Annotated in this window: 28 protein-coding genes; 2 read left to right on the plus strand and 26 right to left on the minus strand. The window is 71.4% G+C overall.

Going from position 1 to position 24958, the window contains the following annotated elements; translation table 11 throughout:
- Positions 1-8: 8 nt before the first annotated feature.
- The 3 genes from O9K63_RS08675 to O9K63_RS08685 are packed head-to-tail and all read right to left on the minus strand — an operon-like array spanning position 9 to position 3455.
- Entirely contained in the window at positions 9-752 is a 744-nt protein-coding gene (locus O9K63_RS08675; RefSeq protein WP_277242295.1) for a succinate dehydrogenase/fumarate reductase iron-sulfur subunit, read from the minus strand.
- A gap of 2 nt (positions 753-754) precedes the next feature.
- Positions 755-2719 (minus strand): fumarate reductase/succinate dehydrogenase flavoprotein subunit, encoded by a 1965-nt coding sequence (locus tag O9K63_RS08680; protein ID WP_277237082.1) that lies wholly within the window; start codon positions 2717-2719, stop codon positions 755-757.
- A 19-nt stretch (positions 2720-2738) separates the two neighbouring features.
- On the minus strand, positions 2739-3455 hold the full coding sequence (locus tag O9K63_RS08685) for a succinate dehydrogenase cytochrome b subunit (RefSeq protein ID WP_277237083.1): 717 nt from the start codon (positions 3453-3455) through the stop codon (positions 2739-2741).
- A 136-nt stretch (positions 3456-3591) separates the two neighbouring features.
- Here O9K63_RS08685 and O9K63_RS08690 point away from each other — a divergent pair, with 136 nt between their 5' ends.
- Positions 3592-4272 (plus strand): hypothetical protein, encoded by a 681-nt coding sequence (locus O9K63_RS08690; RefSeq protein WP_277237085.1) that lies wholly within the window; start codon positions 3592-3594, stop codon positions 4270-4272.
- Here O9K63_RS08690 and O9K63_RS08695 read toward each other — a convergent pair whose 3' ends face one another.
- From O9K63_RS08695 to O9K63_RS08760, 14 genes are all read right to left on the minus strand, one after another.
- The gene (locus O9K63_RS08695) at positions 4273-4842 is read right to left on the minus strand and encodes a DUF998 domain-containing protein (protein ID WP_277237086.1); all 570 of its coding nucleotides are present in this window, start codon (positions 4840-4842) and stop codon (positions 4273-4275) included.
- Between the two features lie 71 nt (positions 4843-4913).
- Positions 4914-6245, minus strand: a complete 1332-nt coding sequence (hemL, locus tag O9K63_RS08700) for a glutamate-1-semialdehyde 2,1-aminomutase (protein WP_277237088.1) — start codon at positions 6243-6245, stop codon at positions 4914-4916.
- 76 nt (positions 6246-6321) lie between these two features.
- A complete protein-coding gene (locus O9K63_RS08705; protein ID WP_277237090.1) occupies positions 6322-6807 on the minus strand; it encodes a MarR family winged helix-turn-helix transcriptional regulator in 486 nt (161 codons plus the stop codon).
- On the minus strand, positions 6804-7772 hold the full coding sequence (gene hemB / locus O9K63_RS08710) for a porphobilinogen synthase (protein WP_277237092.1): 969 nt from the start codon (positions 7770-7772) through the stop codon (positions 6804-6806). The genes O9K63_RS08705 and hemB overlap by 4 nt, the downstream gene beginning before the upstream one ends.
- Before the next feature lie 32 nt (positions 7773-7804).
- Positions 7805-9448 carry a uroporphyrinogen-III synthase gene (locus tag O9K63_RS08715; protein WP_431190313.1) on the minus strand — a complete coding sequence of 548 codons (1644 nt, stop codon included), beginning with the start codon at positions 9446-9448 and terminating at the stop codon, positions 7805-7807.
- Positions 9445-10404 carry a hydroxymethylbilane synthase gene (hemC, locus tag O9K63_RS08720; RefSeq protein ID WP_277237095.1) on the minus strand — a complete coding sequence of 320 codons (960 nt, stop codon included), beginning with the start codon at positions 10402-10404 and terminating at the stop codon, positions 9445-9447. The genes O9K63_RS08715 and hemC overlap by 4 nt, the downstream gene beginning before the upstream one ends.
- Positions 10401-11675 (minus strand): glutamyl-tRNA reductase, encoded by a 1275-nt coding sequence (locus O9K63_RS08725; protein WP_277237097.1) that lies wholly within the window; start codon positions 11673-11675, stop codon positions 10401-10403. The genes hemC and O9K63_RS08725 overlap by 4 nt, the downstream gene beginning before the upstream one ends.
- On the minus strand, positions 11672-12355 hold the full coding sequence (locus O9K63_RS08730; RefSeq protein WP_277242296.1) for a redox-sensing transcriptional repressor Rex: 684 nt from the start codon (positions 12353-12355) through the stop codon (positions 11672-11674). Before O9K63_RS08730 ends, O9K63_RS08725 begins: the two co-directional genes overlap by 4 nt.
- Before the next feature lie 140 nt (positions 12356-12495).
- Positions 12496-12741, minus strand: coding sequence for a glutaredoxin family protein (locus O9K63_RS08735; protein WP_431190314.1), 246 nt, complete (start codon positions 12739-12741; stop codon positions 12496-12498).
- An 8-nt stretch (positions 12742-12749) separates the two neighbouring features.
- Positions 12750-14207: a lysophospholipid acyltransferase family protein gene (locus tag O9K63_RS08740; protein ID WP_277237099.1), complete on the minus strand. Its 1458-nt coding sequence runs from the start codon at positions 14205-14207 to the stop codon at positions 12750-12752.
- Positions 14207-15259: an NAD-dependent epimerase/dehydratase family protein gene (locus tag O9K63_RS08745; protein WP_277237101.1), complete on the minus strand. Its 1053-nt coding sequence runs from the start codon at positions 15257-15259 to the stop codon at positions 14207-14209. Before O9K63_RS08745 ends, O9K63_RS08740 begins: the two co-directional genes overlap by 1 nt.
- Positions 15260-15441: 182 nt before the next feature.
- Entirely contained in the window at positions 15442-15540 is a 99-nt protein-coding gene (locus tag O9K63_RS08750; RefSeq protein WP_003792170.1) for a 30S ribosomal protein bS22, read from the minus strand.
- 190 nt (positions 15541-15730) lie between these two features.
- Positions 15731-15928, minus strand: coding sequence for a helix-turn-helix domain-containing protein (locus O9K63_RS08755; protein ID WP_277242298.1), 198 nt, complete (start codon positions 15926-15928; stop codon positions 15731-15733).
- A 170-nt stretch (positions 15929-16098) separates the two neighbouring features.
- Positions 16099-17289 (minus strand): acetoin utilization protein AcuC, encoded by a 1191-nt coding sequence (locus O9K63_RS08760; RefSeq protein WP_277237103.1) that lies wholly within the window; start codon positions 17287-17289, stop codon positions 16099-16101.
- Between the two features lie 64 nt (positions 17290-17353).
- On the opposite strand from O9K63_RS08760, the gene O9K63_RS08765 reads away from it, so the two are divergent.
- Positions 17354-18022: a potassium channel family protein gene (locus O9K63_RS08765; RefSeq protein WP_277237104.1), complete on the plus strand. Its 669-nt coding sequence runs from the start codon at positions 17354-17356 to the stop codon at positions 18020-18022.
- Between the two features lie 106 nt (positions 18023-18128).
- On the opposite strand, the gene O9K63_RS08770 is transcribed toward O9K63_RS08765, so the two are convergent.
- The 9 genes from O9K63_RS08770 to O9K63_RS08810 all read right to left on the minus strand — a co-directional run bounded on the left by O9K63_RS08770 (position 18129) and on the right by O9K63_RS08810 (position 24847).
- Positions 18129-18644 carry a GNAT family N-acetyltransferase gene (locus O9K63_RS08770; RefSeq protein WP_277237106.1) on the minus strand — a complete coding sequence of 172 codons (516 nt, stop codon included), beginning with the start codon at positions 18642-18644 and terminating at the stop codon, positions 18129-18131.
- 63 nt (positions 18645-18707) lie between these two features.
- The gene (locus O9K63_RS08775) at positions 18708-19211 is read right to left on the minus strand and encodes a GNAT family N-acetyltransferase (protein WP_277237108.1); all 504 of its coding nucleotides are present in this window, start codon (positions 19209-19211) and stop codon (positions 18708-18710) included.
- On the minus strand, positions 19208-20002 hold the full coding sequence (gene proC, locus O9K63_RS08780; protein ID WP_277237110.1) for a pyrroline-5-carboxylate reductase: 795 nt from the start codon (positions 20000-20002) through the stop codon (positions 19208-19210). The genes O9K63_RS08775 and proC overlap by 4 nt, the downstream gene beginning before the upstream one ends.
- Before the next feature lie 43 nt (positions 20003-20045).
- Positions 20046-20981 carry a hypothetical protein gene (locus tag O9K63_RS08785; RefSeq protein WP_277237112.1) on the minus strand — a complete coding sequence of 312 codons (936 nt, stop codon included), beginning with the start codon at positions 20979-20981 and terminating at the stop codon, positions 20046-20048.
- A gap of 5 nt (positions 20982-20986) precedes the next feature.
- On the minus strand, positions 20987-21901 hold the full coding sequence (locus tag O9K63_RS08790) for a diacylglycerol/lipid kinase family protein (RefSeq protein WP_277237115.1): 915 nt from the start codon (positions 21899-21901) through the stop codon (positions 20987-20989).
- A 21-nt stretch (positions 21902-21922) separates the two neighbouring features.
- Complete coding sequence (locus O9K63_RS08795) at positions 21923-22657, minus strand: ABC transporter permease (RefSeq protein ID WP_277237117.1); 735 nt, start codon at positions 22655-22657, stop codon at positions 21923-21925.
- Positions 22654-23376, minus strand: coding sequence for an ABC transporter ATP-binding protein (locus tag O9K63_RS08800; protein ID WP_277237119.1), 723 nt, complete (start codon positions 23374-23376; stop codon positions 22654-22656). The genes O9K63_RS08795 and O9K63_RS08800 overlap by 4 nt, the downstream gene beginning before the upstream one ends.
- A gap of 71 nt (positions 23377-23447) precedes the next feature.
- A complete protein-coding gene (locus O9K63_RS08805) occupies positions 23448-24032 on the minus strand; it encodes a TetR family transcriptional regulator (RefSeq protein WP_277237121.1) in 585 nt (194 codons plus the stop codon).
- On the minus strand, positions 24029-24847 hold the full coding sequence (locus tag O9K63_RS08810) for a sugar phosphate isomerase/epimerase family protein (RefSeq protein ID WP_277237123.1): 819 nt from the start codon (positions 24845-24847) through the stop codon (positions 24029-24031). Before O9K63_RS08810 ends, O9K63_RS08805 begins: the two co-directional genes overlap by 4 nt.
- Between the last annotated feature and the right edge of the window lie 111 nt (positions 24848-24958).

Raw genomic sequence — 24958 nt, forward strand, 5'->3', positions numbered from 1 at the left:
GCCGGTGCTCAGCGGCTCCTGCTGGCCGCCTTGCGCAGGTCCGCGTTGAGCGTGCTGATGACGTCCAGCGGGATCTCCTTCGGGCAGGCGTTCGAGCACTCACCGATGTTGGTGCACCCGCCGAAGCCCTGGAGGTCGTGCTCGTCGAGCATCTTGACGACGCGCGAGTCACGCTCCGGCTGGCCTTGCGGCAGCTCACCCAGGTGGGTGACCTTGGCGCCGAGGAAGAGCATGGCCGAGGCGTTCGGGCACGCCGCGACGCAGGCGCCGCAGCCGATGCACTTGGCGGAGTCGAAGGCGCGGTCGGCGTCCTCCTTCGGCACGGGCACCGAGTGCGCCTCGGGGGCCGCACCGGTGTTGACCGAGACGTAGCCGCCGGCCTGGATGATCCGGTCGAACGACGTGCGGTCGACCACCAGGTCACGGATGACCGGGAAGGCGTTGGCCCGCCACGGCTCGATCGTGACCGTCTCGCCGCTGCTGAACGAGCGCATGTGCAGCTGGCAGGTGGTCGTCCGCTCGGGCCCGTGGGCCTCGCCGGAGATCATCAGCCCGCACATGCCGCAGATGCCCTCGCGGCAGTCGCTGTCGAAGGCGATCGGCTCGGTGCCCTCGGTGATGAGTCGCTCGTTGAGGACATCGAGCATCTCGAGGAAGGACATGTCCGGGGAGATGTCCTTGACCTCGTAGGTGGCGAATTCGCCCTTGGCGGTGGGTCCGGCCTGTCGCCAGATCTTCAGGGTCAGTTCCATGCTCACTTGTAGCTCCGCTGCTTCAGCTCGATGAACTTGTAGTTCAGGTCTTCCTTGTGCAGGACGGGGGCGCCGTCCTCTCCGCCGAAGCCCCAGGCCGCGACGTAGGCGAACTCGTCGTCGTGACGCAGCGCCTCACCGTCCTCCGTCACCGACTCGGCCCGGAAGTGCCCGCCGCAGGACTCGCGACGGTGCAGTGCGTCGATGCACATCAGCTCGCCCAGCTCGAAGAAGTCGGCGACACGGCCGGCCTTCTCCAGACTCTGGTTGAGGGTGTCGGCGGCGCCCAAGACGCGGACATTGCGCCAGAACTCGTCCTTGAGGGAGCGGATGAGGTCGATGGCCTTGCGCAGACCCTCGTCCGTGCGCTCCATGCCGCAGTACTCCCACATGATGTTGCCGAGCTCGCGGTGGAAGGAGTCGACGGTGCGCTCGCCGTTGATGGAGAGCAGCGCATCGATGCGCTCGGTCACCGAGTTCTTCGCCGCGACGACCGCGGGGTGGTCCTCGGTGATCCTGGCCTGGGGCTTGGCCAGGTAGTCGCGGACGGTGTTCGGCAGGACGAAGTACCCGTCCGCCAGGCACTGCATCAGCGAGGACGCGCCGAGACGGTTGGCCCCGTGGTCGGAGAAGTTGGCCTCCCCGATGGCGTACAGCCCCTTCACGGACGTCTGCAGGTCGTAGTCGACCCACAGGCCACCCATCGTGTAGTGCACGGCCGGGTAGATGCGCATCGGCACCTGGTAGGGGTCCTCACCGGTGATCCGGCTGTACATGTCGAAGAGGTTGCCGTACTTGGCCTCGATCGCCGGGCGGCCCAGGCGCTCGATCGCCGAGGCGAAGTCGAGGTAGACGCCGCGACGGAAGTCGCCGACCTTGGGGCCGACGCCGCGGCCCTCGTCGCACATGTTCTTCGCCTGCCGGGAAGCGATGTCACGCGGCACGAGGTTGCCGAAGGCGGGGTAGATCCGCTCCAGGTAGTAGTCGCGGTCCTCCTCCGGGATGTCGCGCGGGTCCTTCTCGCAGTCCTCGGCGTTCTTCGGCACCCAGATCCGGCCGTCGTTGCGCAGCGACTCCGACATCAGGGTCAGCTTCGACTGGTGGTCGCCGCTGACGGGGATGCACGTCGGGTGGATCTGCGTGTAGCACGGGTTGGCGAAGTGGGCGCCCTTGCGGTGGGCGCGCCAGGCCGCCGTGACGTTGCAGCCCATCGCGTTGGTCGAGAGGAAGAAGACGTTGCCGTAGCCGCCGCTGGCCAGGACGACGACGTCGGCCAGGTGCGTCTCGATCTCGCCGGTGACCATGTCACGCGCGATGATCCCGCGAGCGACGTCGTCGACGATGATCACCTCGAGCATCTCGTGGCGGCTGTACTCCGTCACCGTGCCCTTGGCGACCTGGCGCTCCATGGCCTGGTAGGCACCGATGAGCAGCTGCTGACCGGTCTGGCCGGCGGCGTAGAAGGTGCGCGCGACCTGGACGCCACCGAAGGACCGGTTGTCCAGCAGACCGCCGTACTCGCGGGCGAAGGGCACGCCCTGGGCCACGGCCTGGTCGATGATGTTCGCACTGACCTCGGCCAGGCGGTAGACGTTGGTCTCGCGGCTGCGGTAGTCGCCGCCCTTGACCGTGTCGTAGAAGAGGCGGTACGTCGAGTCACCATCGTCGTTGTAGTTCTTCGCGGCATTGATGCCACCTTGCGCGGCGATCGAGTGCGCGCGCCGGGCGCTGTCCTGGTAGAAGAAGCTCTTGACGTTGTAGCCGGCCTCTCCCATCGTCGCGGCCGCAGAGGCCCCCGCCAGACCGGTGCCGACGATGATCACGTCGAGCTTGCGGCGGTTGTTCGGGTTGACCAGGGCGCTGTCGAACTGGTGCTTGGTCCACATCTGCTCGATGGGGACGTCCGGCGCCTTCGTGTCGGCGATCGGGTCGCCCACGGTGAAGTACTCGCTGAGCGTGTCAGTCATGTGTGTCAGTGCTCCAGAATCAGGCGATGAGGTTGAAGAAGATCGCGAACGGCGGGATGAGGAAGCCGACGACGATGACGATCCCCACGATCGCCCCGAGCGTCTTGGCCCGCTTGCGCGAGGCTGCGGTGCTCGTCAGGCCCATCGTCTGGGACGCGCTCCAGACGCCGTGGTACAGGTGCATGCCCAGGGCGATCATGGCCAGCGTGTAGATGAGGACCATCCACCACAGCTCGAAGCTCGCCTGGACCATCACGAAGGGGGACTCCTCGACTGCCGCAGCGGAGACCGAGTCGTTGATGGCCGGCTTGACGAGCGTGAAGTGAATCAGGTGCCAGATGACGAAGATCAGGATGGCCAGCCCGCCCCAGCGCATCGTGCGGGAGGAGAGGGTGGAGCCGAGGTTCTTCTTCACCGCGTACTTCTGCGGACGGGCGGACCCGGCCATGGCCCACAGCTTCATCCCGGCGTAGACGTGCGCGATGATCGACGCGATCAGCAGGACGCGCACGATCCACAGCATCCCGCTGTACGGGAGCATCGGCTCCCCGAACGTGCGCAGATGGTGTGCGTACGTGTCGAACGTCTCCTGGCCACCCAGTGCCATGAGGTTGCCGTACATGTGCAGGAGCACGTACAGGAGGAAGATGACGCCGGAGCCCGCCATGAGGAACTTGAGCCCGATGGTGGACGACGTCACCCCCTTCTTCTTCGCGGGGAGAGTCGTAGTAGCCACGGGCTCAAGGTACCTCCTCGTGACCCGCCGCACTGTGGTGCCCCCGCAGTTCGGAATGTGACATGTGCCCGGTTACCGTGACGTAATAGACAACACATTTGTCGCAGAAATATCCCGCGCCGACCGGAAGCAGGTCATGGACAGCACCCCCGAGACGATCGCCGCCGCCGAGACACCTCGAGGTCAGATCGCCCTGCGCGAGCGTCCTGCCGCCGACGGCTCGGTGGTGCACGAGCTGGTCGTCGCCGGTGTCTTCGCGATGGACTCGGCGGACACCTCGACCGAGACGGCCCTCGCGGAGCGCTCCCTGGAGCGGGTGGAGGCGCCCACGCGGGTCCTCGTCGGCGGCCTGGGCCTGGGCTTCACCGCGTGGCAGGTGCTCAAGGACCGGCGGGTGCAGGACCTGCACGTCGTCGAGATCGAGGAGGACCTCGTCCAGTGGGCCCGGCTGGGCCTGACCCCGACGCTGGGCGTGCTCGCCCGCCACCCGCGGGTCACCCTCCACGTGCAGGACGCGGCCTCCCCCGTCACCGACGACGGTGAGCCCGTCGGCCCGTGGGACCTCGTCCTGCTCGACGTGGACAACGGGCCGAGCTTCCTCGTGCACCGGGAGAACGAGCGGCTGTACTCCGCGCCCGCCCTGTCCTCGATCCTGGCTCAGCTGGCGCCGGGGGGTGCCCTGGCGATCTGGGCCGCCCAGCGCGAGCCCGACCTGCTTGCCACGCTGACCGGCCTGGCCACGACCGAGGAGGTCCTGCTCCCCGTCGAGCGCCAGGGCCGCTCCCTCGAGTACGCGCTCTACATCGCCCGCCCCTGATCATGGAGGCGACTCGGGCGGTCTGCTGACCAGCTCCGACCCGAACCAGAGATAGGCCGTCCCGAACATCGCCCGTTGCAGGAGGCCCGCCAGCTCAGGCACCACCATCATGCCGAGCGGCAGCAGTACCGATGCGGCCACGGAGGCAACGTCGAGGGCCCGTCGCCGTCGCTGCGCCACGGCTACGGTGACGACTCCGAAGGCGAATGCGAAACCCATGACCGTGGCCGCGATCGAGTGCAGCGTGTCGAGCGTGGGGTCGAACGCGGCAGTCTTGACCCACGAGCGCGTCGGAAGGACGGCCGAGGCGACCAGACACCCGCCGAACAGGCCGTGCAGCACTCGTCCCCCGGGCCCCCAGCGGTCGGCCCACCCGGCCAGCACGAGCACGCCCGCTCCCAGGAGGGCCAGACCGACCCGGGCCACCCACGCGCCCGGCACGCCCTGCGCAGCGGCCTCACTCAGCGTGTGGGCGTTCCAGGAGTAGTCGTCGGGCAGGCCCGTCGGGGCCAGGAGCAGAGCGAGGACCGACGCGCCCAGCAGGCCTGCGGCGACCTGGCGACCGCCCACCGGACCACCACCTCCACTCTGCCCGACACGACCCTGCGGGGAGACCACGTGTGCACGAAGGGGGAACCGGCTCAGCCGGCCGCGGCGGCCTTCGCAGCGGCGGGGAGGGCCGCCAGGATCGTCTCGACGGCCGTGTCGTCGTGGGCGCCGGAGACGAACCACGCCTCGAAGGCGCTCGGCGGCAGGTGCACACCACCCTCGAGCATCGCGTGGAAGAAGCGACCGTACGCCGACGTGTCCTGCTGCTGGGCATCGGCGAAGGACCGCACCTCGCCGTCACGGAAGAAGATCGAGAACATCGACCCGGCCCACTGGACGCGGTGCGCCACCCCCTCCGCGGACAGCGCGGCCGAGGCGGCGTCGGCGATGCGAGTGGCCGTGGCCTCGAGGCGGGGGTAGAGCTGCGGGGTGCAGGCGCGCAGCGTCGCGATCCCGGCAGCCGTCGCGACGGGGTTGCCCGAGAGGGTCCCGGCCTGGTAGACGGGCCCCTCGGGAGCGAGCTTCGCCATGAGATCGGCCCGACCGCCGAAGGCCGCGGCCGGGAAGCCACCACCCATGACCTTGCCGAAGGTGAAGAGATCGGGCGCGCCCCCCTCGTACCCTCCGGGGTGCGCGCCGTCGGGGCCGGTCTCGTGGCCGTACCAGCCCGACCGGCTGGAGCGGAAGCCGGTCATGACCTCGTCGCTGATGAGCAGCGCGCCGTGGGCGGCCGTCACCCGACGCAACCCCTCCGTGAAGCCGGGTGCGGGCGGGACGATGCCCATGTTGCCGGGTGCCGCCTCGGTGATGACCGCGGCGATCTCCTCACCCCGGGCGGCGAAGAGCTCCTCGACGGCGGCGAGATCGTTGTAGGGCAGCACGACCGTCTCGCCCGCCGCCGAGGCGGGGACGCCGGCGGAGTCGGGCAGCGCGAAGGTCGCCACCCCCGAACCGGCCTGCGCGAGAAGGGCGTCGACGTGACCGTGGTAGCAGCCGGCGAACTTCACGATGACCGAACGACCGGTCGCTCCCCGCGCGAGGCGCAGGGCCGACATCGTCGCCTCGGTCCCGGAGGAGACGAGTCGGACCTGCTCGAGCGGCTCGACGCGGTCGACCACCTCGGCGGCCAGCACGACCTCGTTCTCGCTCGGCGTCCCGAAGGAGAAACCACGCTGTGCGGCCTCGGTCACGGCCGCGAGGACGTCGGGGTGGGCGTGACCGAGGATCATCGGCCCCCACGAGCAGATGAGGTCGACGTAGCGGTTGCCGTCGACATCGATCAGCCAAGCTCCCTCGGCTCGCTCGATGAACCTCGGGACGCCACCGACCCCGCCGAAGGCGCGCACCGGGGAGTTGACTCCCCCGGGCGTCACGGCGCGGGCGCGGTCGAACAGGGCCTCGGATCGGGTCGTCGTCTGCGTCATGGCCCCAGTCTCCCCCACGACCCCGACCCGGCCGAGCCGAGGGAGGGGGCGGAGGCGACCGACCCCCTTCGCCCGATCAGGCCTGGTCGTCCAGGCCGATCTCGTGGTGCTCGGGCGCCAGCCGGTCACGCACCGCGGCCATCGCCTCGCCCAGCGCGGTGAACTGCTCGGGGGTGAGGACGTCGACGAGGTGCTTGCGCACCGACTCCACGTGGACGCCGGCGAGCTCGTCGAGGATCGTGCGACCGGCGTCGGTGAGCACGATCTCGACACCACGCCCGTCGTCCGAGGCCCGGCAGCGCTCGACCCAGCCGCGCTTCTCCAGCCGCGCGGCGGTGTGGGTCACCCGCGAGCGCGACTGCACGATGTCGTCGGCGAGGTGGGACATGCGGGTGCGCTGCCCGGGGGACTCGGAGAGCATCGACAGCAGCTCGTACTCGGTCAGCTGCATCTTGTACGGCGCCAGGTCGTCGACCAGCGCCCGCTCGAGCAGACGCGTGCCGCGCAGGTAGGCGCGCCAGTGCTGCTGCTGCTGCGCATCCAGCCAGTTCGTCCCGCTCACAGTCGTCCCGCCACCTCGAGTGCGAAGTACGTGAGGATCATCTGGGCTCCGGCCCGCTTGATGTGGAGGAGCGACTCGAGCACGGCGGCGTCACGGTCGATCCAGCCGCGGTCGGCGGCGGCGACGATCTGCGCGTACTCACCGGAGATCTGGTAGGCCGCGACCGGCACGGTGGAGATCTGCGCCGTGGCGGCGAGGACGTCCAGGTGCGGCTGGGCGGGCTTGACCATGACGATGTCGGCGCCCTCGGCGAGGTCGAGCTCGACCTCGCGCAGGGCCTCGACGGCATTGGCCGGGTCCTGCTGGTAGGTCGCCCGGTCACCGGTGAGCGAGGACTGCACGGCCTCGCGGAAGGGGCCGTACAGCGCGGAGGTGTACTTCGCGGCGTAGGCGAGCACGAGGGTGTCGGTGTACCCGGCGGCATCGAGCGCAGCGCGCACGTGGGCGACCTGCCCGTCCATCATCCCGGAGAGGCCGAGGACGTGGGCTCCGGCGGCGGCCTGGGCGAGCGCCATGTCCGCGTAGCGGGTGAGGGTGGCGTCGTTGTCCACCACCGTGCGCCCCGCCCGGTCGGTCGTGAGCACCCCGCAGTGACCGTGGTCGGTGAACTCGTCGAGGCACAGGTCGGTCATGACGACGAGCTCGTCACCGACCGCGTCGACGACCGCCCGGGTGGCGACGTTGAGGATCCCCTCGGGGTCATCGGCACCGGAGCCGCAGTCGTCCTTGGTCTGCGGCACGCCGAAGAGCATGATCCCGCCGATACCGGCGGCCACGCACACCCGCGCCTCCTCCACGAGGGAGTCGACGGTGTGCTGCACCGTGCCCGGCATGGAGGAGATCGGCACCGGCGCGTCGACGCCCTCACGGACGAAGACGGGCAGGACCAGGTCGGCCGGGTGCAGCCGCGTCTCCGCGACGAGACGACGAAGGGGGGCGCTGCCCCGCAGTCGCCGCGGCCGCACGACGGGTCCGTTCGGACCGCGGGACGCGGGGGTCACCCCTTCGCCTTCGTGCGGCGCGTCGCCGCCTTCTTGCGGCGGGCACTCGGGCGCTGGGGCTCCTCACCCGCTTCGATGGCCGCGGTGACCAGCTTGCGACCGTGCTCGGCCAGGGCCTCGACGAGGCTCGCGCCGGTGGCCTCGGGGGCCATGACGTCGACCCGCAGGCCGGCCTCCTCCGCGGTCTTGACGGTGGCCGGGCCGATGCAGGCGATGACCGTGGACGGGTGCGGCTTGCCGGCGATGCCGACGAGGTTGCGCACCGTGGAGGAGGAGGTGAAGACGACGGCGTCGAAGGCACCCTGCTTGATCGCGTCCCGCGTCGGCGCGGGCGGCGGGGTGGCACGCACCGTGCGGTACGCGGTGACGTCGTCGACCTGCCAGCCCATCTCCTGCAGGCCGGCCACGAGGGTGTCGGTCGCGATGTCGGCACGGGGCAGGAAGACGCGGTCGATCGGGTCGAGGACCTCGTCGTAGGGCGGCCACTCCTCGAGCAGGCCGCGGGCGGACATCTCCCCGGTCGGCACGAGGTCGGGCTCGATCCCCCACTCACGCAGGGCGTCGGCCGTGACGCCGCCGACCGCGGCGATCTTCAGCCCCGAGAACGCGCGCGCGTCCAGGCCGAACTCCTCGAACTTCTCCCGGATCGCCTTCACGGCGTTGACCGAGGTGAATCCGATCCACTGGTAGCGGCCCGTGACGAGGCCGCGCACCGCGCGCTCGACGGCCTGGGGGGTGCGGGGCGGCTCGACGCTGATCGTCGGCACGACCTCACTCGTCGCCCCGTGGCCGAGCAGCTGCTTGGTCATCGGGCCGGCCTGGTCCTTCGTCCTCGGGATGAGGACGTTCCAGCCGTAGAGCGGCTTGGTCTCGAACCAGGACAGCGTGCTGCGCATGGCCACGGTCGGACCGACGATCGCCAGCGTCGGCACCTCGAGCCCGACGACGGCATCGGCGGCCTCGGCGAGGGTCGTCCCGTGGGTGACCTGCGAGGTGGTGGTCCCACCCTGGGTCAGTGCGACGGGCGTGTCGCCGTCACGGCCGTTGGCCAGCAGGTCGGCGAAGGCCGGGACGAGGTGCTCGGGCAGACCGAGCAGCACGAGCGTGACGTCGTCGCGCACGGAGGCCGAGAGGTCCGGGCGCTTGGACCCGGAGACGCTCACGACGTGCAGGGCACCGGTCGAGCGGTTCGTCAGCGGCACGCCGGCGTAGGAGGGCACGGCGCTCACGGCGGAGACGCCGGGCACGACGTCGAAGTCGATGTCCGCCTTGGCGAGGGCGGCGGCCTCCTCGGCGAGGCCGTTGAAGGTCGCCGGGTCGCCGTCCATGAGTCTCACGACGAGGCCGCCCTTGTGCGCCTTGGCGGTCTTGACGACGAGCTTGGCGCGCGAGGCGTGGGTCAGTTGCTGGCCGTGCTCACCGTGGCTGGCGTCGACGATCTCGACGTCCTCCCCGGTCATCGAGGCGACGATCTCCTCGTTGGTCAGCTGGTCGGTGATGACGGCATCGGCGCGCGCGAGCAGCTCGACGGAGGCGACGGTCATCAGTGATGCGTCACCCGGTCCGGCGCCGACGAAGGCGACTCGGGCCGGTCGGCGTGCTGCGGTGGTGGCGTTTGCGGTCGAGCGCTGGGGGGTCACTGGGCATGCTCCGAAGCGGTCGTGGGGTGGGTGGCTGACAGGTCGGCGAGCGCGGGCGCGCCGTCGGCGACAAGGGTCCGGGCGAGACGGCGACCGAGGTCCTCCGCCTCCCCGATGGGGCCGGTGATGGACCGGCGCAGCTCCCCGGAGCCGTCCGTCGCAGCGACGACGGCTCGCAGGGAGATGATCGGGCCGTCGATGTCCTCGACGACCTCGGCGAGTGCGCCGACGGGTGCGGCGCAGCCGGCCCCGAGCTCGGCCAGGACACCGCGCTCGGCGGTGGTGGCTGCCCGGGCGTCGGCGTCGTCGATCGGGCGAAGGGCGGCGCGCGCCTGCTCGTCCTCCTCACGGCACTCGACGGCCAGGGCTCCCTGACCGGGGGCGCAGATCATCTGGATCGGCTCGAGCACCTCGGTGACACGGTCCTGCAGACCCGATCGCGTCAGGCCGGCGTGGGCCAAGATGACCGCGTCGAGCTGGTCCTCGCCGGAGCCGACCATGTCGAGCCGGGTACCGAGGTTGCCGCGGATGTCGCGGAACTCGAATCCCCGGCCGAGGCAGGCCAGCTGGGCGCGGCGGCGGGGGGAGCCGGTCCCGATGACCGCTCCCTCGCCGAGCTCGCCGAGGGTCAGTCCGTCGCGGGCGCACAGGGCGTCGCGGGGGTCGACCCGGGTCGGGATGGCCGCGACGACCAGACCGGGCTCGGGCCTGGTCGGCAGGTCCTTGAGCGAGTGCACGGCGATGTCGATCTCGCCGGCGAGGAGGGCCTCGCGCAGGGCGCTGGCGAAGACGCCGTGGCCGCCCATGCTGGCCAGCGAGGCGCGACTGGTGTCGCCCTCGGTGACGATCTCGACGATCTCGACGTCGTGGCCCTCGGCCCGCAGTGCGTCGGCGACGTGCCCGGACTGGGTCATGGCGAGCTTCGAGCGACGGGTCCCGAGACGGAGCGTGGTCACAGGGCACCTCCTTCCGCATGCAGGTCGAACAGCTGGCGCAGGGCGTCCTCGTACTCACCGAGACGCCCGTCGACGGCGAGCTCCTTGGCCCGCACGGTCGGCTGGTGCAGCAGCTTGTCCACGATGCGGTGCACGGCCCGGCCGACCTCCTCGCGCTCGGCGGCCGACATGTCCGGGACGCGCTGGTCCATCCGGGCCAGCTCGGACTCGACGACCTGCTGCGCCGCCTCGCGCAGGGCGCGCACGGTGGGCGCGGCGATGCTCGCGGCCCTGGCCCCGAGATGACGGGTCACCGCATCGCCAACGATGGAGCGGGCCTGCGCGACCTCCGGCATCGCCCCATCGGCACCGAGCATCTCGCCGAGCTCACCGAGACCGAGGAGCGTGACCTCGCTCAGGTCCGCGACCTCGCGGGCGATGTCGTGGGGCAGGGCCAGGTCGACGAAGGCCTGCCGGCGGCCGGAGCGCGCGATCTGCGCGTCGGCGACGTCGGCGAGGGAGATCGCCACCCCGGTCGAGCCGGTGCAGGAGATGACGACGTCGGCGTCCGCGAGGGCGTCACCGAGCTCGTCGGTGGGCCGGGCGCTGCCCCCGAGCCGCTCCGCCAGGGCGACGCCGCGCTCGTGCGTGCGGTTGACGACGGTGAGGCGGGCGACCCCGCGGCGCACCGCGGTCGTCGCCGCCAGCGCACTCATGGACCCGGCGCCGATGACGAGGACGTGGGCGTCGGCCAGCCGGCCGACGTGCTGCTCCGCGGAGTCCAGCCCCGCGGTCACCAACGAGCGGGAGACCTCGTCGAGACCGGTCTCCGAGTGCACCTGCTTGCCGGTGCGCAGTGCCTGCTGGACGAGGGAGTTCAGGTGGGTGCCCACGTGCCCGTCGGCCTGGGCCCGGGCGAGGGCATCGCGCAGCTGGCCGAGGATCTGGGACTCCCCGACCGCCATCGAGTCCAGCCCCGCGGCGACGTTGAAGACGTGCGCGACGGCGGCATCGCCGTAGTGCAGGTCGAGGTGCTCCTTGAGGTCCTCGTGGGTGATCGAGGTGCTCGACGTCAGGGCGTCGGTGAGGTCGGCGACCGCGCCGTGGAAGGCCGAGACCTCGGCGTAGACCTCGGTGCGGTTGCACGTGGCGATGACGAGGAGCTCGGAGATGTCCGGGCTGGCCTGTGCCGTGGCGACGATGGCCTGGCGGCTGGACTCGTCCAGGGCGGCCCGCTCGAGGACGGAGATGGGCGTGCGGCGGTGGTTGAAGCCGAAGCTGAGCAGACTCATCGACCAGCTCCCTCCAACAGCTCGTCGGAATCGATGCCGACGCGTTGTTGCTCGTGGAAGGCCAGGATCTGCAGCTCGGTGGAGAGATCGACCTTGCGCATGTGCACCCCTTCGGGGACCCGGATCGCGGTGGCGGCGAAGTTGAGGATGGAGCTGGCCCCGGCCGCCACGAGCAGGTCGGCGACCTGCTGGGCGGACGCGGCGGGGGTGGCGATGACGCCGATGCACGCCTCCCCCGGTGTCACGAGCGCCTCGAGCGCGGCCATGGGCTGGATGACGAGGTCGTCGACCTTGTGGCCGACCACGGCGGGGTCCCGGTCGAGCAACGCCACGACCTGGAAACCCTTGGTCGCGAAGCCGCCGTAGGAGGCCAGGGCGCGACCGAGGTTGCCCATGCCCACGATGACCACGGGCCAGTCGTGGGTCAGGCCCAGCGCCCGGGAGATCTGGTAGCTCAGGTGGGCCACGTCGTAGCCCACGCCGCGCACCCCGTAGGAGCCCAGGTGGCTGAGGTCCTTGCGCAGCTTGGCCGAGCTGACACCCGCGCTGTGGGCGAGCTCCTCCGAGGAGACGGAGAGCACGTCGACGGCGGCGAGCTGACCCAGTGCGCGCAGATAGCCCGGGAGCCGCGCCACCGTCGCATCGGGGATGTCCCGCTTGGCGGCCTGGTCGACGGACACGTTGGGCACGGCTCCTCTCCACGGTCTCCGGCGGGCGGCGCCGAAGAACCGAACATCTCGAGATTACGCTCTTGTGAACAAATGCACAAAGTCACGGCCCACCCGCCGGACCGCGTCGGAGCGCGCCGGGCGAGGGTGACTCAGCGCCCGAGAGCAGCGCGCAACCGCCCTTCGTCCACGCGCCAGTAGTCGTGCTGGCGCCCGTCGACGAAGGTCACCGGGATCTCCTCGGCGTACCGGGCGAAGGCCGGGTCGGAGTCGAGAGTGACCTCCTCGAAGGAGTCGCCGGTCTCCGCGACGACCCGCTCGATGACCGAGCGGGCCTCCTCGCACAGATGGCAGCCGGGCTTGCCGATCATCACCACGCGAGACGTTGGGAGTGGCACGGATCCTCCTAGAAGAAGACGGAGCGGCGGGTGACCAGGACGGAGTAGAGCGTCTGCTGGATCGTCTCGCGCACCTGGTCGGTCAGCTCGAAGACGAGCATCGGGTCGTCGGCCGCGGCCGGCCCCAGCGAGGCGGTGTCGACGGGCTCGCCGAACTCGATGATCCACTTGCTCGGGAGGGGGACCAGCCCCAGCGGACCGAGCAGGGGGAAGAACGGGGTGATCGGCGCGTACGGCGCCCCGAGGAGGCGCGCCACCGTCTTCATGTTGCCGATCATCGGGTAGACCTCCTCGGCACCGACGACCGAGCACGGGATGATCGGCACCTCCGAGCGGATCGCCGCGGAGACGAAGCCGCCCCGGCCGAAGCGCTGCAGCTTGTACCGCTCCCGGAAGGGCTTGCCGACGCCCTTGAACCCCTCGGGCCACACGCCCACGAGCTCGCCGCCACGCAGCAGCCGCTCGGCGTCGGCGTTGGAGGCGAGGGTCGCGCCGGTCTTGCGGGCGAAGTCCCCGACGACGGGCAGCTGGAAGACCAGGTCCGCACCGAGCATCCGCAGGGAGCGGGCACGCGGGTGGGCGTCATGGATCGCGAGCTGGGTGATCACCGAGTCGAGCGCGACCGTGCCCGAGTGGTTGGAGACGAGCAGCGCACCGCCCTCGTCCGGGATGTTCTCGATCCCGCGCACCTCCACGCGGAACCACTTGTCCTTCAGCAACCGCAGGACCGGGAAGACCGTGTGGGTCGTGAAGTCCTCGTCGTAGCCGAAGTCGTCGACGTCGTAGTCACCGCGCACCCGGCGCTGCAGGAACTCGATCGTGTCGGCGAAGCGCCGCTCCCACTCCTGCCCCGCTGCCGCACCCGCGGCCTGCCCGATGGTCCGGGAGGTCAGCTGACCCGCCGACAGCAGCACGGAGAGCAGCTCGGCCAGCCCCGGCACGATGGCCTGGCCGGCGTCCGGCGTCCCGCCGGTGCCGCGGTCGCGCGCGCCGGCGGACGGCGTCGGTGCCGCGGACACGGGCCGTGCGGCGGTCGAGGTGGAGCGACGGGCCGGGGGCTTGCGCCGGCCCGTGGAGCCGGACGTCGACGAGCGTTGGGCCGCGGGCGGGGACCCGTCGGGACCGGACACGACGCGCAGCGCGGGCTTGCGGGAGGCGAGCTTCGCCCCATTCGCCCCGGCCGTGGGTGGGGTGTCGGTGGGCGACGAGGCGCCGATCAGGGGCGTGCTGCGCCGGCGGGCACGCTCGCCACCGGCGCGGTCGGCCGCTGCGGCGACGGCGCTCGGTCGCGACGTCGTCTTCTTCTTCGTCGAGGACGTCTTCTTCGCGGCGGCCTTCTTCGCGGGTGCGGCCTTGGTCGGCGACGTGCGAGCCGTCCTCGTACCGGCGGCCTTCTTCGCGGACTTCCCGGCGGGGGCGGACGACGTCGTCTTCTTCGCGGTCGACCGTCGGGTGCTGTCGGCCATCACTTCTCGCTCTCGCTGGTGGGCGTCACCGCGCGCATCGCGGCCTCGGCCGCCTGCACGGCAGTCCATCCGGGCTGGGCGAAGGGCAGGCGGTCCATGACCCGGCCCTTCGTCGCCCGGGCAAAGTCCTCGTAGGCGGCACGCGTGGAGTACACCGGCTCGAAGCCGAGGTCCTCGCGCATCCTGGTGGTGTCCAGCCCGCGGCCGAAGGTCATCATGTCCAGCTGGTCGGAGCCGATGTCCACCAGACCGAAGCGCTTGGCCAGGTCGGCGATCGCCCCGGTGGTCATCCGCGGCACGAGCACGTAGGGGCGACCGGCGATGTTGGCGGCCTGGCAGGCGGTGATGATCCCGTCACCGGCGACGTTGACCGGGCCGAGCCCGGGTGCGTGCACGGCATGGGTCATCGCTGCGACGCAGTCGTCCTCGTGCACGAACTGCAGCCGCGCGTCGTAGCCGAAGGGGATCGGGATGACCGGCAGCGAGAAGTGGTCGGTGAAGGCGGTGCGGATCCGCGGACCGATGACGTTGGCGAAGCGCAGCGTCGTGATCTCCATGTCCGTGCGCCGCCGGGAGAGACCGCGGACGTAGCCCTCGACCTCGACGCTGTCGCGGGCCCACCCGGAGCCGGGCATCTTCTTCGCCGACATGTCCTCGGTGAACATCGCGGGGTCGCGCGGGCTGGAGCCGTAGACGCCCGCCGTCGACTTCACGACGAGCTTGGTCACCGACTCGGCGCGCTGGCACGCAGCGAGCAGCTGCATCGTGCCGATGACGTTGATCTCCTTCTGCGTCGAGCGTCCGCCGCCGGCGCGGGGAGTCGCGATGACGCCCATGTGCACGACCGTGTCGACGTCGTTGCCGGAGATGATCCTGCTGACCAGGGGGCTGCGGATGTCCGCGCGCATGAACTCGGCGCGTCCGATGCCGTGCCGCGGGGGGACGACATCGACGCCGATGATGCGCTCGACGCTCTCGTCGCGGCTGAGGCGCCGGGCAAAGGCACCACCGAGGTGGCGGGAGACACCCACCACGAGCACGGTCCTGGGCACGGAACACCTCCTGTCGGCAGCGGCGGGAAGCCGCATTGTCCGCAGCCTAACGAGCAGTGCGCACTCGTGGCGCCGGGAACGGCCCCATGGAGATGGGGATCACCCGCACCCGGGGCGGGACCGGGTCCGGGGACGGCGAAGGGGGCCGCACCGGTCTCCGGTGCGGCCCCCCTCGCGCTGGGTCACTTCTTGTTGCGACGCTGGTGGCGCGTCTTGCGCAGCAGCTTGCGGTGCTTCTTCTTCGCCATGCGCTTGCGTCGCTTCTTGATGACAGAACCCATGCGGTCTTCCTTCGTGTCGTCTTCGGGACTTCGGTGACGGCTCGAGCGATGCCGGCCCTGCGGCAGGCCCCACCGAATGCGAGTCAGGCGGGAAGTCTAACGCCTCGCGAGCGGTGGCTCGTACCCGCGTGCGGGATCCGCCCGGCCGCGGACAGCCGACAGGTCCATGCCTCGCGGGGTCGGGCTGTGCTCAGGCCGTCTCGATGAAGGAGGTCTCGAGGTACGTGTGGACCGCGTCCTCGGGGACGCGGAAGCTGCGGCCGACACGAACGGCCGGAAGATCGCCGTTGTGCACCATCCGGTACACCGTCATCTTCGAAACCCGCATGATCGACGCGACCTCAGCCACGGTGAGGAAGCGCACCTCACCCAGAAGATCGTTCGACATGACCACCTCGATCTCTGCAGGATCGCACCGCCGGCCGATGTGCCAGCAGTCCTCGACGAGCCCTTGCAGATGTCCACCATAGGTGCTGATGTGGCGGCTGGGAAGACGGAACATGAGGGCAATCACCAAAAGTCCATCCGACACGCCGCCCGGCGGGGGAAAATCGGGGCTCAGTCGAACCAGACGTCGAGACCGTGGAAGGGGAAGACCGCCTCGCGGGCGGCCATGATCGCCCGGTCGACACCGTGGTGGGGGTTGTACCCCATGGCCCACGGCTGCACCCAGATCGGCAGATCCTTGTCCGGCAGGTCCCCCATCGTGGCCGGGCCCTGCTGACCGGCGACGAGCTCGCAGTGGTCCCGCCACTCCTGCGGCACCTCGGTGGCCGCCGGCACGGGACGGTGGGCGGCGATCGCGGTCAGGTGGGCCCAGGCCCGGGGGACGGCGTTGGTGAGGTCGTAGCCGCCCCCGCCCAGGGCGACCCACCGGCCCTCGGCGACCTCGTGGGCGAGGCGGTGGAGGTTGACGGCGGCCTGGCGCTGCGCGTCGAGCGAGATCGACATGTGCGCCAGTGGGTCGTCGCGGTAGGTGTCGCACCCGTGCTGGGTGACCAGCACCTGCGGCTCGAAGGCGCGCACGAGCGGCATGGCGACCGAGGTGATGGCCCGCAACCACGGCCCGTCGACGACGCCGGGGGGCAGGGCGACGTTGACCGCGGTCCCCTCGGCGCCGACGCCTCCGGTGTCCGCGGGCCAGCCGGTGCCGGGGAAGAGCGTGCGACCGGACTCGTGCACCGAGATGGTGAGCACGCGGGGGTCGTCGTAGAACATCGCCTCGACACCGTCGCCGTGGTGGACGTCGACGTCGACGTAGGCGACCCGCTCGGCGCCGTTGTCGAGCAGCCACTGGATCGCGGCGCCGATGTCGTTGTAGATGCAGAAGCCGGCCGCCCGGTCCGCCATGGCGTGGTGCATGCCTCCGGTGAAGTTGACGCCGTGCTCGACCTCCCCGGTCCACACCCGGCGCGCGGCCTCGACCGAGCCGGCGACGATGCGGGCGCTCGCCTCGTGGACACCGGCGAAGGCAGGCACGTCCTCCGTCCCGATCCCCCAGCGTCCGTCGGCGACGTCCGGGTCGGCCGAGATCGCCTTGACGGCCTCGATGTACTGGGGGTCGTGGACGGTGGCCAGGACGTCGTCGCCCGCGATGTCGACGTCGATGACGTCGACGTGGTCGAAGACCCCGAGGGCTCGACAGAGACGCGCGGTGAGGTCCAGTCGCACCGGCGCCATCGGGTGGCCGACGCCGAAGTCGTACTTCGTGAAGTCCTCGCCCCAGATGGCGCACGCCTGTGTGCTCATGCGAGTGACGGTACCCCGGCTAGGGTCGTGATCGGACGACGACCCGACGACCGGAGGAGAGCTCGTGGCCCGCACCCGACTGCACAACGAGGACGTGCTCGTGATCGGCCTGGGCCGCTTCGGCGGCGCCGTGGCCACCGAGCTGCACCGTCTCGGCAACCGCGTCACCGCGCTGGAGCTCGATCCGATGCTCGCGGAGACCTTCCTGGGCCGGGTCGGCCGGATCGTCCAGGGCGACGCGACCTCGGTCGCGATGATCGAGGAGCTGAAGCCGCACACCTTCTCCGCGAGCGTGCTGGGGGTCGGTTCGTCCATCGAGGCATCGGTGCTCGCGGCCGTCAACCTCATCGACAACGAGTCGCCCAAGGTGTGGGCCAAGGCCGTCTCACCGGCCCACGCCCGCATCCTCAACCGCATCGGGGTCCATCACGTCCTCTCCCCCGAGATCGAGTCGGGCCAGCGGCTGGCGCACCTCATCGGCAGCCGCCTGATGGACTACATCGAGTTCGACGACGGCTTCGCCATCGTGAAGATGACCCCGCCGCAGGAGGCCGTCGGGTTCACCCTCGAGCAGACCCAGATCCGGCAGAAGTACGGCGTGACGGTCGTCGGCGTGAAGTCCCCCGGTCAGGACTTCACCTACGCCAAGCCGGACACGAAGGTCCGCAGCGGCGACCTGATCATCGTCAGCGGCCCGACCTCGCTCATCGAGCGGATGGCCGCACGCCCCTGACGCGAACCAGCCCTCGCAACTGCTTAGGCTCCTGCGGAGACTCGACCCCAGCCCTCGCAACTGCTTAGGCTCCTGCGAGGACCCGAGTCCAACCCCGTCGCACCGCTCAGGCGCGGTCCTCGCCGAGGGCGAGCACGAGCGCGATCTCCTCCTCGGGGCCGCTCTCGCCGACGACGCGCATCGGGCGACGCTCGTCGGTGGGGCGGAAGCCGAAGCTCGAGGCGAAGGCCACCGCGCGGCCGTTGTCGGAGCCGACCCAGTAGAACAGGCGGGCGAAGCCCTGCTCCTCGGCGATCCTGGCGCCCTGGCTCACGAGGTTCGCCGCGACTCCGGCGCCGCGCAGCTTCGGGTTGACCCAGAGGCCGAAGAGCTGGCCGCCGTTCTCCGACTCGCTCTCCGTCGCGTCACCGAGGCTGGCGACGCCCACGTACTCACCGTCGACCTCGGCGACGAGGCGCGCGCTGCGACGCATGCGCGCCCGCCAGAACTCCTCCGGCTGGTCGGCCTCGTCGGCGTGGTCGGCGACGAACGCCTCGGGAGATTCCTGCAACGCTTCCAGCCGAAGGGTGCGGTAGATCTCCCACTCGTCCTCGGTCAGCGCGCGCACAGTGATCTCACTCATGGCTGCACTCTCTCATCCCCGAGGGCGGATTGTGGGTCCGGTCCTCGGAATCGTGGTGACAGTTCATGCATTCTTCGCCTTCATGGTCGCGGAATCGCCGCTCGGGCGCCAGTGCATGCAGGCGCACCCGTCGGCCCCACTGGCTCCCCCGTCGAAAGCGAACCCCAGGCGGGTGTAGCAGGCCACGGCGCGCGGGTTGTCGAGCATGACGTGCATCCGCACGCGCTCCGCACCCTCGGCGACGGCCCGGTCACGACAGGCGTCCACGAGCGCGTCGGCGACGCCCGTACCCCGGGCGTGGCCGGCGACCCACATCGCGACGATCTCCGGGTCGTCCCCCGGATCCAGCCGCAGCAGCGTCGCCGTGCCGAGCGGAAGCCCGTCCTCGCGCTCGGCGAGGAAGACCGCCTGCCCCGTGCGCTGGCGCCAGGTCTCCTCCGTGAAGGCCACCTCGCGGGCGTAGGTGCTGCCGTACGCGCCGGGGGCATCCAGGAGCATCGCCAGCCGCACCGCACGCAGCACCTCCCAGTCCTCCTCCGTGAGGAGGCGGACCGAGCACCGGCTCATCGGCCGGCGGAGCGGTCCGCGCAGGCCTTCACCGCGTCGGCCACGGCATGGCGCATCCCGTGCGCCTCGAGCCGGGCGAGGGCGGCCGCCGTCGATCCCCCGGGTGAGGTGACCTGGGTGCGCAGGATCGCGGGGTCCTCGCCGGTCTCGACGAGCATCGCGCCGGCCCCGCGCACGGCCTGGGTCGCCATCGCCAGCGCCTGCTGGCGCGTCAGGCCCTGGGCGACACCGGCGTCCACGAGTCCCTCGACGAAGAGGTAGACGTAGGCGGGTGCGGACCCGGACATGGCCGTCGCAGCGTCCTGCTGGGACTCCGGCAGCACGAGCGTGCGCCCGGTCGGTGCGAGCAGCTCGCGCACCCGGGTGACCTGCTCGTCGGTGACGTCCTCGGCCGGGCTGAGCACGGTCATGCCCTGACCGACCTTGGCGGGGGTGTTGGGCATCGCCCGGATGGCGGCCGTCCCCGCCGGCAGGTGGGCGGCCAGGTCGGCGAGGGAGACCCCGAGCGCCATGGAGACGACGATCGCGTCCGGGCGAAGGGAGGCCGAGATCGCCTCGAGCAGGTCCGCCACACCGTAGGGCTTGATCAGGACGAGGTGGACGTCCGCCCTGCCGGCAGCCTCCGCCGCATCGACGACCTCCACTACGGGGTTGTCCGCGTACCTCTCACGCAGCTGGGCCACGCGCTCGGCGCTGCTCTCGACGGCGAGGACCTCCCCTTCGCCATCGGCCGCGAGCGCCTCGAGGACGGCCCCGCCCATCGACCCGACTCCGTAGATCGCCGTCGTCATCCGTCGTGCTCCTCGTCGTGGGGGTGTGGGTGGCCCAGCCTAGTCAGCCGAGGCCGGTGAGGACCGCGGCGAGACGGCGCACACCGGAGGGCCGGCGGGCCAGGTCGTGCAGGTACTCGAGCCACTGCGGCCCGTAGGGCACGAGCACGCGCACGCGGTGCCCGGCGTCGGCCGTGCGCATCTGCAGATCGGGCTGGGCCCCGAGGAAGAACTGGTACTCCAGCCCCTCGGGGCCACGACCGGACTGGTCGGCCAGTCCGTCCGCGAGGTCGAGGAGGAGCGGTTCGTGCGTGCCCACGACGGTGTGCACGCCCGAGCCGAGGAGGTGGGCGAGACACCGGACGAAGGCCAGATCCGTCTCGTGCGGGTCCTGCCAGCTGACGTCGGCGGGCTCACCCGCTCCCCCACGCACGAGACGCACCCGCGTGCCGGAGGCCGCCAGACGGGCGACATCGCCCTCGCTGCGGTGGCGTCGCGCGACAACCGATGCGGTGAGGCGCGGGTAGAGCGTACGCGTGGCCTCCACGAGGTCCAGGGTCGCGTCGGCGGCAGCGATCGGTCCCGAGCGCAGCGTGATGTCGACCCGGTGCGCGTCACCGGCGGCGCAGACCTCGGCAAGCGCCCGCGTGGCGCGGGCCGCGTCGGTACCGATGCCCAGCTGCTCGGGCGCCAGGTAGATCTCGGAGCGGTAGTCGCCCCCGGAGGTGACAGGCGCGAGGCGCTCGATCGCGGTGACCGCCTCGGTGACCGTCGCGTCGACCCCGGCCGCACCGTCGGCGGGCGGCAGGAGCGGATGGAGGGCCGCCAGCCGGTTGGTGCGCCGCAGTCGCTGGGCCTCCGCGACGGCGTCGTCGGTGGCCTCACCGGCGACGAAGCGCGCCCGCGCGGCGGCGACGGGACGGGAGGCCGCGACCCGGTCACGGGTACCGGGGGCGAGCAGCGCGTCGAGGGTGCGCGCCCACAGTCGGTCGGTACTCATGGCGCTCACGGGGTCCACGCCGTGGGGGCGGGGGTGTGCAGCCGGTAGGCGCCGGGCACCACGCGCCAGGTGCGCTCGCGGCGGGGCTCGAGCTCCTCGCCGTCGGCGTTCGCGCCGAAGTCGTGGTTGACACCGGTGACGGTCACCGTCTGCGCCCGCATGGAGACGACGTCGTCGAGCCGCGTGTGGCGCCCCCGGTTGACCGTCGCCGCATAGAGCAGGCGTCGTCTCGGGGAGATCGTGCGGGAGATGACGAGCTCGGCCCGCCCGTCACCCGGTGCCGCGTCGGGCGCGATCCGGGTGCCTCCGCCGACGCTCTGGCCGATCGTCACGGCGACCTGCAGGATGTGGTGCCGGCCGTCGGCCACGACCTGGCCGTCCGCCACCACCCTCAATCGCCGCCCGGTCTGGCCGAACCCCGCGGCGAAGCCCCCGATGACGTACCCGATCGGCCCGAACCGTTCCTTCCAGGGCGCGGCGATGCGACCGGCCTCCTCCCCGACGCCGATGTGCACGGCGTTGGCGACGATCCGGTCCTCGTCGTCGATGAGCACGTCGATCGGTCGCGCCGGGCTGTCGATCACGACGCGGGCCGCCTCGGCCGGGTCCGTGGGCAGCTCGACGGTGCGGGCGAAATCGTTACCCGTGCCCATCGGCAGCAGCCCCACGGTCGGCGGGTCCTCGCCCAGGTGGCCTGCGCGGCAGAGGGCGGTGACGAAGGCGTTGAGCGTCCCGTCGCCACCCGCGACGATGATCTCGCGCCCGTCCTTCCGGGCGATGGCCTCGGTCAGCTCCTCGATGGTGTCGGTGGTGACGACGTCGACGTCACCGTGCTCCCGCAGCACCCCCAGGGCAGCATCGGTGCGCTCTCGGTCGCTCGTGCCGGCGGAGGAGTTGGCGATGAAGAGGAACCGTCTCACGCCGTCAGCCTACGGCTGTGGTCATGGGGTACGACGCCGGAGGGTGAGGCTGCCGAGGACGAGGGCGACCGCGATCCAGATCGCGATGACGAGCAGCGGGAGGCCGAGGTCCTCAGCCGGCTCGGCGCTGCGCGCCACGGCGTACGCCGCGTCGACGACGTGGGACAGCGGCAGGACGTCGGAGACGAGCTCGAGCGTGCGGGGCAGCTGGTCGCGGGGCACGAGGAGACCGCACAGCAGGAACTGCGGCAGGACCGTCGCGGGCATCAGCTGGACGGCCTGGAACTCCGTGCTGGCGAAGGCCGAGGCGAAGAGCCCCAGCACCGTCCCGAGCACCCCGCTGCCGACGACGACGAGGACGAGCCACGTCAGCGCGCCGGCGATCTCCAGCCCGAAGAGCCACACCGTGATCGCGGTGACGATCGCGCCCTGGATGATGGCCAGGAGGCCGAAGGCGAGGGCGTAGCCGACGACGAGGTCACCCTTGCCCAGCGGCGTGGTCAGCAGCCGCTCGAGGGTGCCGCTCGTGCGCTCGCGGAGGGTGGCGACGCTCGTGACGACGAACATGATGACGAAGGGGAAGATCGCCACGAGGACCGGGCCGATGCGGTCGAAGATCGGGCTGTCGACGTAGATCCACGCGAGCAGGCCCATCAGCACGATCGGCATGACCACCAGCAGCGCGAGCGTGCGGTGGTCCCGACGCACCTGCCGCAGCACGCGGGCCGCGGTCGCGAGCGTCAGTCGCGGAATCATGCCGCCACCCCCTCGACGAGCGCGAGGAAGGCGCCCTCGGCGTCCTCGGCGCCGGTGCGCTCGAGCAGGCGGGCCGGGGTGTCGTCGGCGAGCACGACCCCTTCGCGCAGGAGGACCAATCGGTCGCACCGGCTGGCCTCGTCCATCACGTGGCTGGAGACGAGCAGCGTGACGCCGTCCTGCGCGAGCCGGCGGAAGAGCCCCCACAAGTCGCGCCGAAGCACCGGGTCGAGACCGACGGTCGGCTCGTCGAGGACGAGCAGCTCGGGGTCGCCGACGAGGGCGGCGGCGAGCGAGGCCCGGCTGCGTTGTCCGCCGGAGAGCTCGTCGGTGCGGTCGTCGGCGTGGTCGGCCAGGCCCACGCGCGCCACCACGGCCTCGGCGGTCGCCTGCGGGTCCGCGGTCCCGAGCAGCCGGGCGAAGTGGGTGACGTTCTCCCGGACGGTGAGGTCGCCGTAGACGCTCGGTGACTGGGTGACGTACCCGACCCGCTTGCGCAGTCGTCGGTGGCCGGCCGGCAGGCCGAGGACCTCGACGTCTCCGTCGTCGATGCGCTGCACGCCGACGACGGCACGCATCACGGTCGACTTGCCTCCCCCGCTGGGTCCGAGGAGGCCGACCACCTGGCCGGCCGGGACCCGCAGGTCCAGGCCGGGGATGACCAGCCGCCCGCCCCGGGTGACGGTCAGCCCGGCGATCTCGATCACGTAATTCCCCATGTGATGAATACTCCTCCCGCTTCCGTGGTCCGCGCAACCCCCGTCGCGCCCCTGCGTCGCAGTGGGTGCGATCAGGGGACGAGCAGCGCCTGGATGGGCGGGGCCAGCACCGCGACGATCTCCTCGGGGTCGGCGTCGGCCATCGGGGGGGCCTCGAGGAGGTACCGCAGCAGCGCCATCCCCACCAGCTGCGAGCCGACGGCCGCGACCGCCAGGTCCGGCAGGACGTCCTCGTCACCGAAGATGTGCGCCAGGCTCCTGAGGACGCTGCGGGAGACGAAGTCGCGCAGCAGGTGCGCCGCCTCCTCGTGGGAGGCCACGGCACCCACGAGCGCCCGGAACCGGGCCCGCCCCTCCGGGCCGTCCCAGACGCGCAGGAAGGTGCGCACGACCCGCTCCCCCGCGCCCTCGTGCGGACCGGTCACGGCCGCCGTGATCTGCTCCTCGATACCCGCGGGCACACCGACGACCTCGGAGAACAGGCCGGGCTTGCCGTCGAAGTAGTGGTGGACGAGCGCCGGGTCCACCCCGGCCTCGCGGGCGACACCACGGACCGAGGTGCCGTCGTACCCCTTCGCGGCGAAGAGGCCGCGGGCCACGTCGAGGATCTCGGCGCGCGTGTCCCCTCCCCCGGACCGGCGGCCGCGCGCGCTCATGACGAGGCGACGTCGGTCACCGGCACGGCCTGGCCGAGGTGGTGGCGGGCGAAGTCGAGCGACTCGCGCAGGTCGAGCTCGCGCTCCTTCGGGCGCCGACGGGTGCCGACCTCCAGGACGACCGCCCCGGCGAAGCCGCTGCCGGTGATGTGGTCGAGGACCTCCGCGCACGGCTGCGTCCCCCGACCGGGGACGAGGTGGTCGTCCTTCAGCGTCGTCAGCATCCCGTCGGCGAGGTGGATGTGGGCGAGGCGCTCCGCCAGGTCCCGCACCATCTGCAGGGCATCGCTGCGCGCCGTCGCGGTGTGCGACAGGTCGACGGTCACGTGGTCGTACGGCTGGGGCACCGGGTCCCAGTGCGGCAGGTACGCCTGCACCGACTGGCCCCGGGCCGCCCACGGGAACATGTTCTCCACCGCGAGGACGATGTCGCTGTCGTGCTCGCGCGCGGCGACGCCGTCGGCGAAGTTGCGGGCGTACTCCTTCTGCCAGCGGAAGGGCGGGTGCAGCACGACCGTCGGCGCCCCCACCGCGTGGGCCAGCTCGATCGAGCGGTCGACCTTGCCCCACGCGTCCGTCCCCAGGACGCGCTGGGTCAGCAGCAGCGTCGGCGCGTGGATGGAGACGATGTCCAGGCCGTGGTGCTCCGCGAGTGCGTTGAGAGCCTTGGCGCTCTGCGAGATCGGGTCGTTCCACACCATGACCTCGACGCCGTCGTAGCCGAGGTCGGCCGCGTACTCGAAGGCCGCCGCCGTCCCAGCCGGGTACACGGATGCCGTGGACAGGGCCACCGGGACCGGGCGTGCGTCAGCCATACCTCGAGCGTAGACCTCTGAGTCCACGGCGCCGGCGGTGATGGGAGCCGGACACCAGCGGCCCGCAGAGGAAGGGCACGGCGGCCCTTGGCGCACCGCCCGGACTCGTTG

The sequence above is a fragment of the Janibacter cremeus genome (assembly GCF_029395675.1).
Lineage (GTDB): Bacteria > Actinomycetota > Actinomycetes > Actinomycetales > Dermatophilaceae > Janibacter > Janibacter cremeus_A.

Coding starts and splice junctions, on each gene's coding strand:
- proC (WP_277237110.1), bottom strand. CDS start 20,002: ATGACGACGGCGATCTACGGAGTCGGGTCGATGGGCGGGGCCGTCCTC.
- O9K63_RS08675 (WP_277242295.1), bottom strand. CDS start 752: ATGGAACTGACCCTGAAGATCTGGCGACAGGCCGGACCCACCGCCAAG.
- O9K63_RS08760 (WP_277237103.1), bottom strand. CDS start 17,289: ATGAGCACACAGGCGTGCGCCATCTGGGGCGAGGACTTCACGAAGTAC.
- O9K63_RS08690 (WP_277237085.1), top strand. CDS start 3,592: ATGGACAGCACCCCCGAGACGATCGCCGCCGCCGAGACACCTCGAGGT.
- O9K63_RS08775 (WP_277237108.1), bottom strand. CDS start 19,211: ATGAGCCGGTGCTCGGTCCGCCTCCTCACGGAGGAGGACTGGGAGGTG.
- O9K63_RS08740 (WP_277237099.1), bottom strand. CDS start 14,207: ATGGCCGACAGCACCCGACGGTCGACCGCGAAGAAGACGACGTCGTCC.
- O9K63_RS08755 (WP_277242298.1), bottom strand. CDS start 15,928: ATGTCGAACGATCTTCTGGGTGAGGTGCGCTTCCTCACCGTGGCTGAG.
- O9K63_RS08750 (WP_003792170.1), bottom strand. CDS start 15,540: ATGGGTTCTGTCATCAAGAAGCGACGCAAGCGCATGGCGAAGAAGAAG.
- O9K63_RS08800 (WP_277237119.1), bottom strand. CDS start 23,376: ATGGGGAATTACGTGATCGAGATCGCCGGGCTGACCGTCACCCGGGGC.
- O9K63_RS08795 (WP_277237117.1), bottom strand. CDS start 22,657: ATGATTCCGCGACTGACGCTCGCGACCGCGGCCCGCGTGCTGCGGCAG.
- hemL (WP_277237088.1), bottom strand. CDS start 6,245: ATGACGCAGACGACGACCCGATCCGAGGCCCTGTTCGACCGCGCCCGC.
- O9K63_RS08785 (WP_277237112.1), bottom strand. CDS start 20,981: ATGAGTACCGACCGACTGTGGGCGCGCACCCTCGACGCGCTGCTCGCC.
- O9K63_RS08810 (WP_277237123.1), bottom strand. CDS start 24,847: ATGGCTGACGCACGCCCGGTCCCGGTGGCCCTGTCCACGGCATCCGTG.
- O9K63_RS08680 (WP_277237082.1), bottom strand. CDS start 2,719: ATGACTGACACGCTCAGCGAGTACTTCACCGTGGGCGACCCGATCGCC.
- O9K63_RS08770 (WP_277237106.1), bottom strand. CDS start 18,644: ATGAGTGAGATCACTGTGCGCGCGCTGACCGAGGACGAGTGGGAGATC.
- O9K63_RS08725 (WP_277237097.1), bottom strand. CDS start 11,675: ATGAGTCTGCTCAGCTTCGGCTTCAACCACCGCCGCACGCCCATCTCC.
- O9K63_RS08805 (WP_277237121.1), bottom strand. CDS start 24,032: ATGAGCGCGCGCGGCCGCCGGTCCGGGGGAGGGGACACGCGCGCCGAG.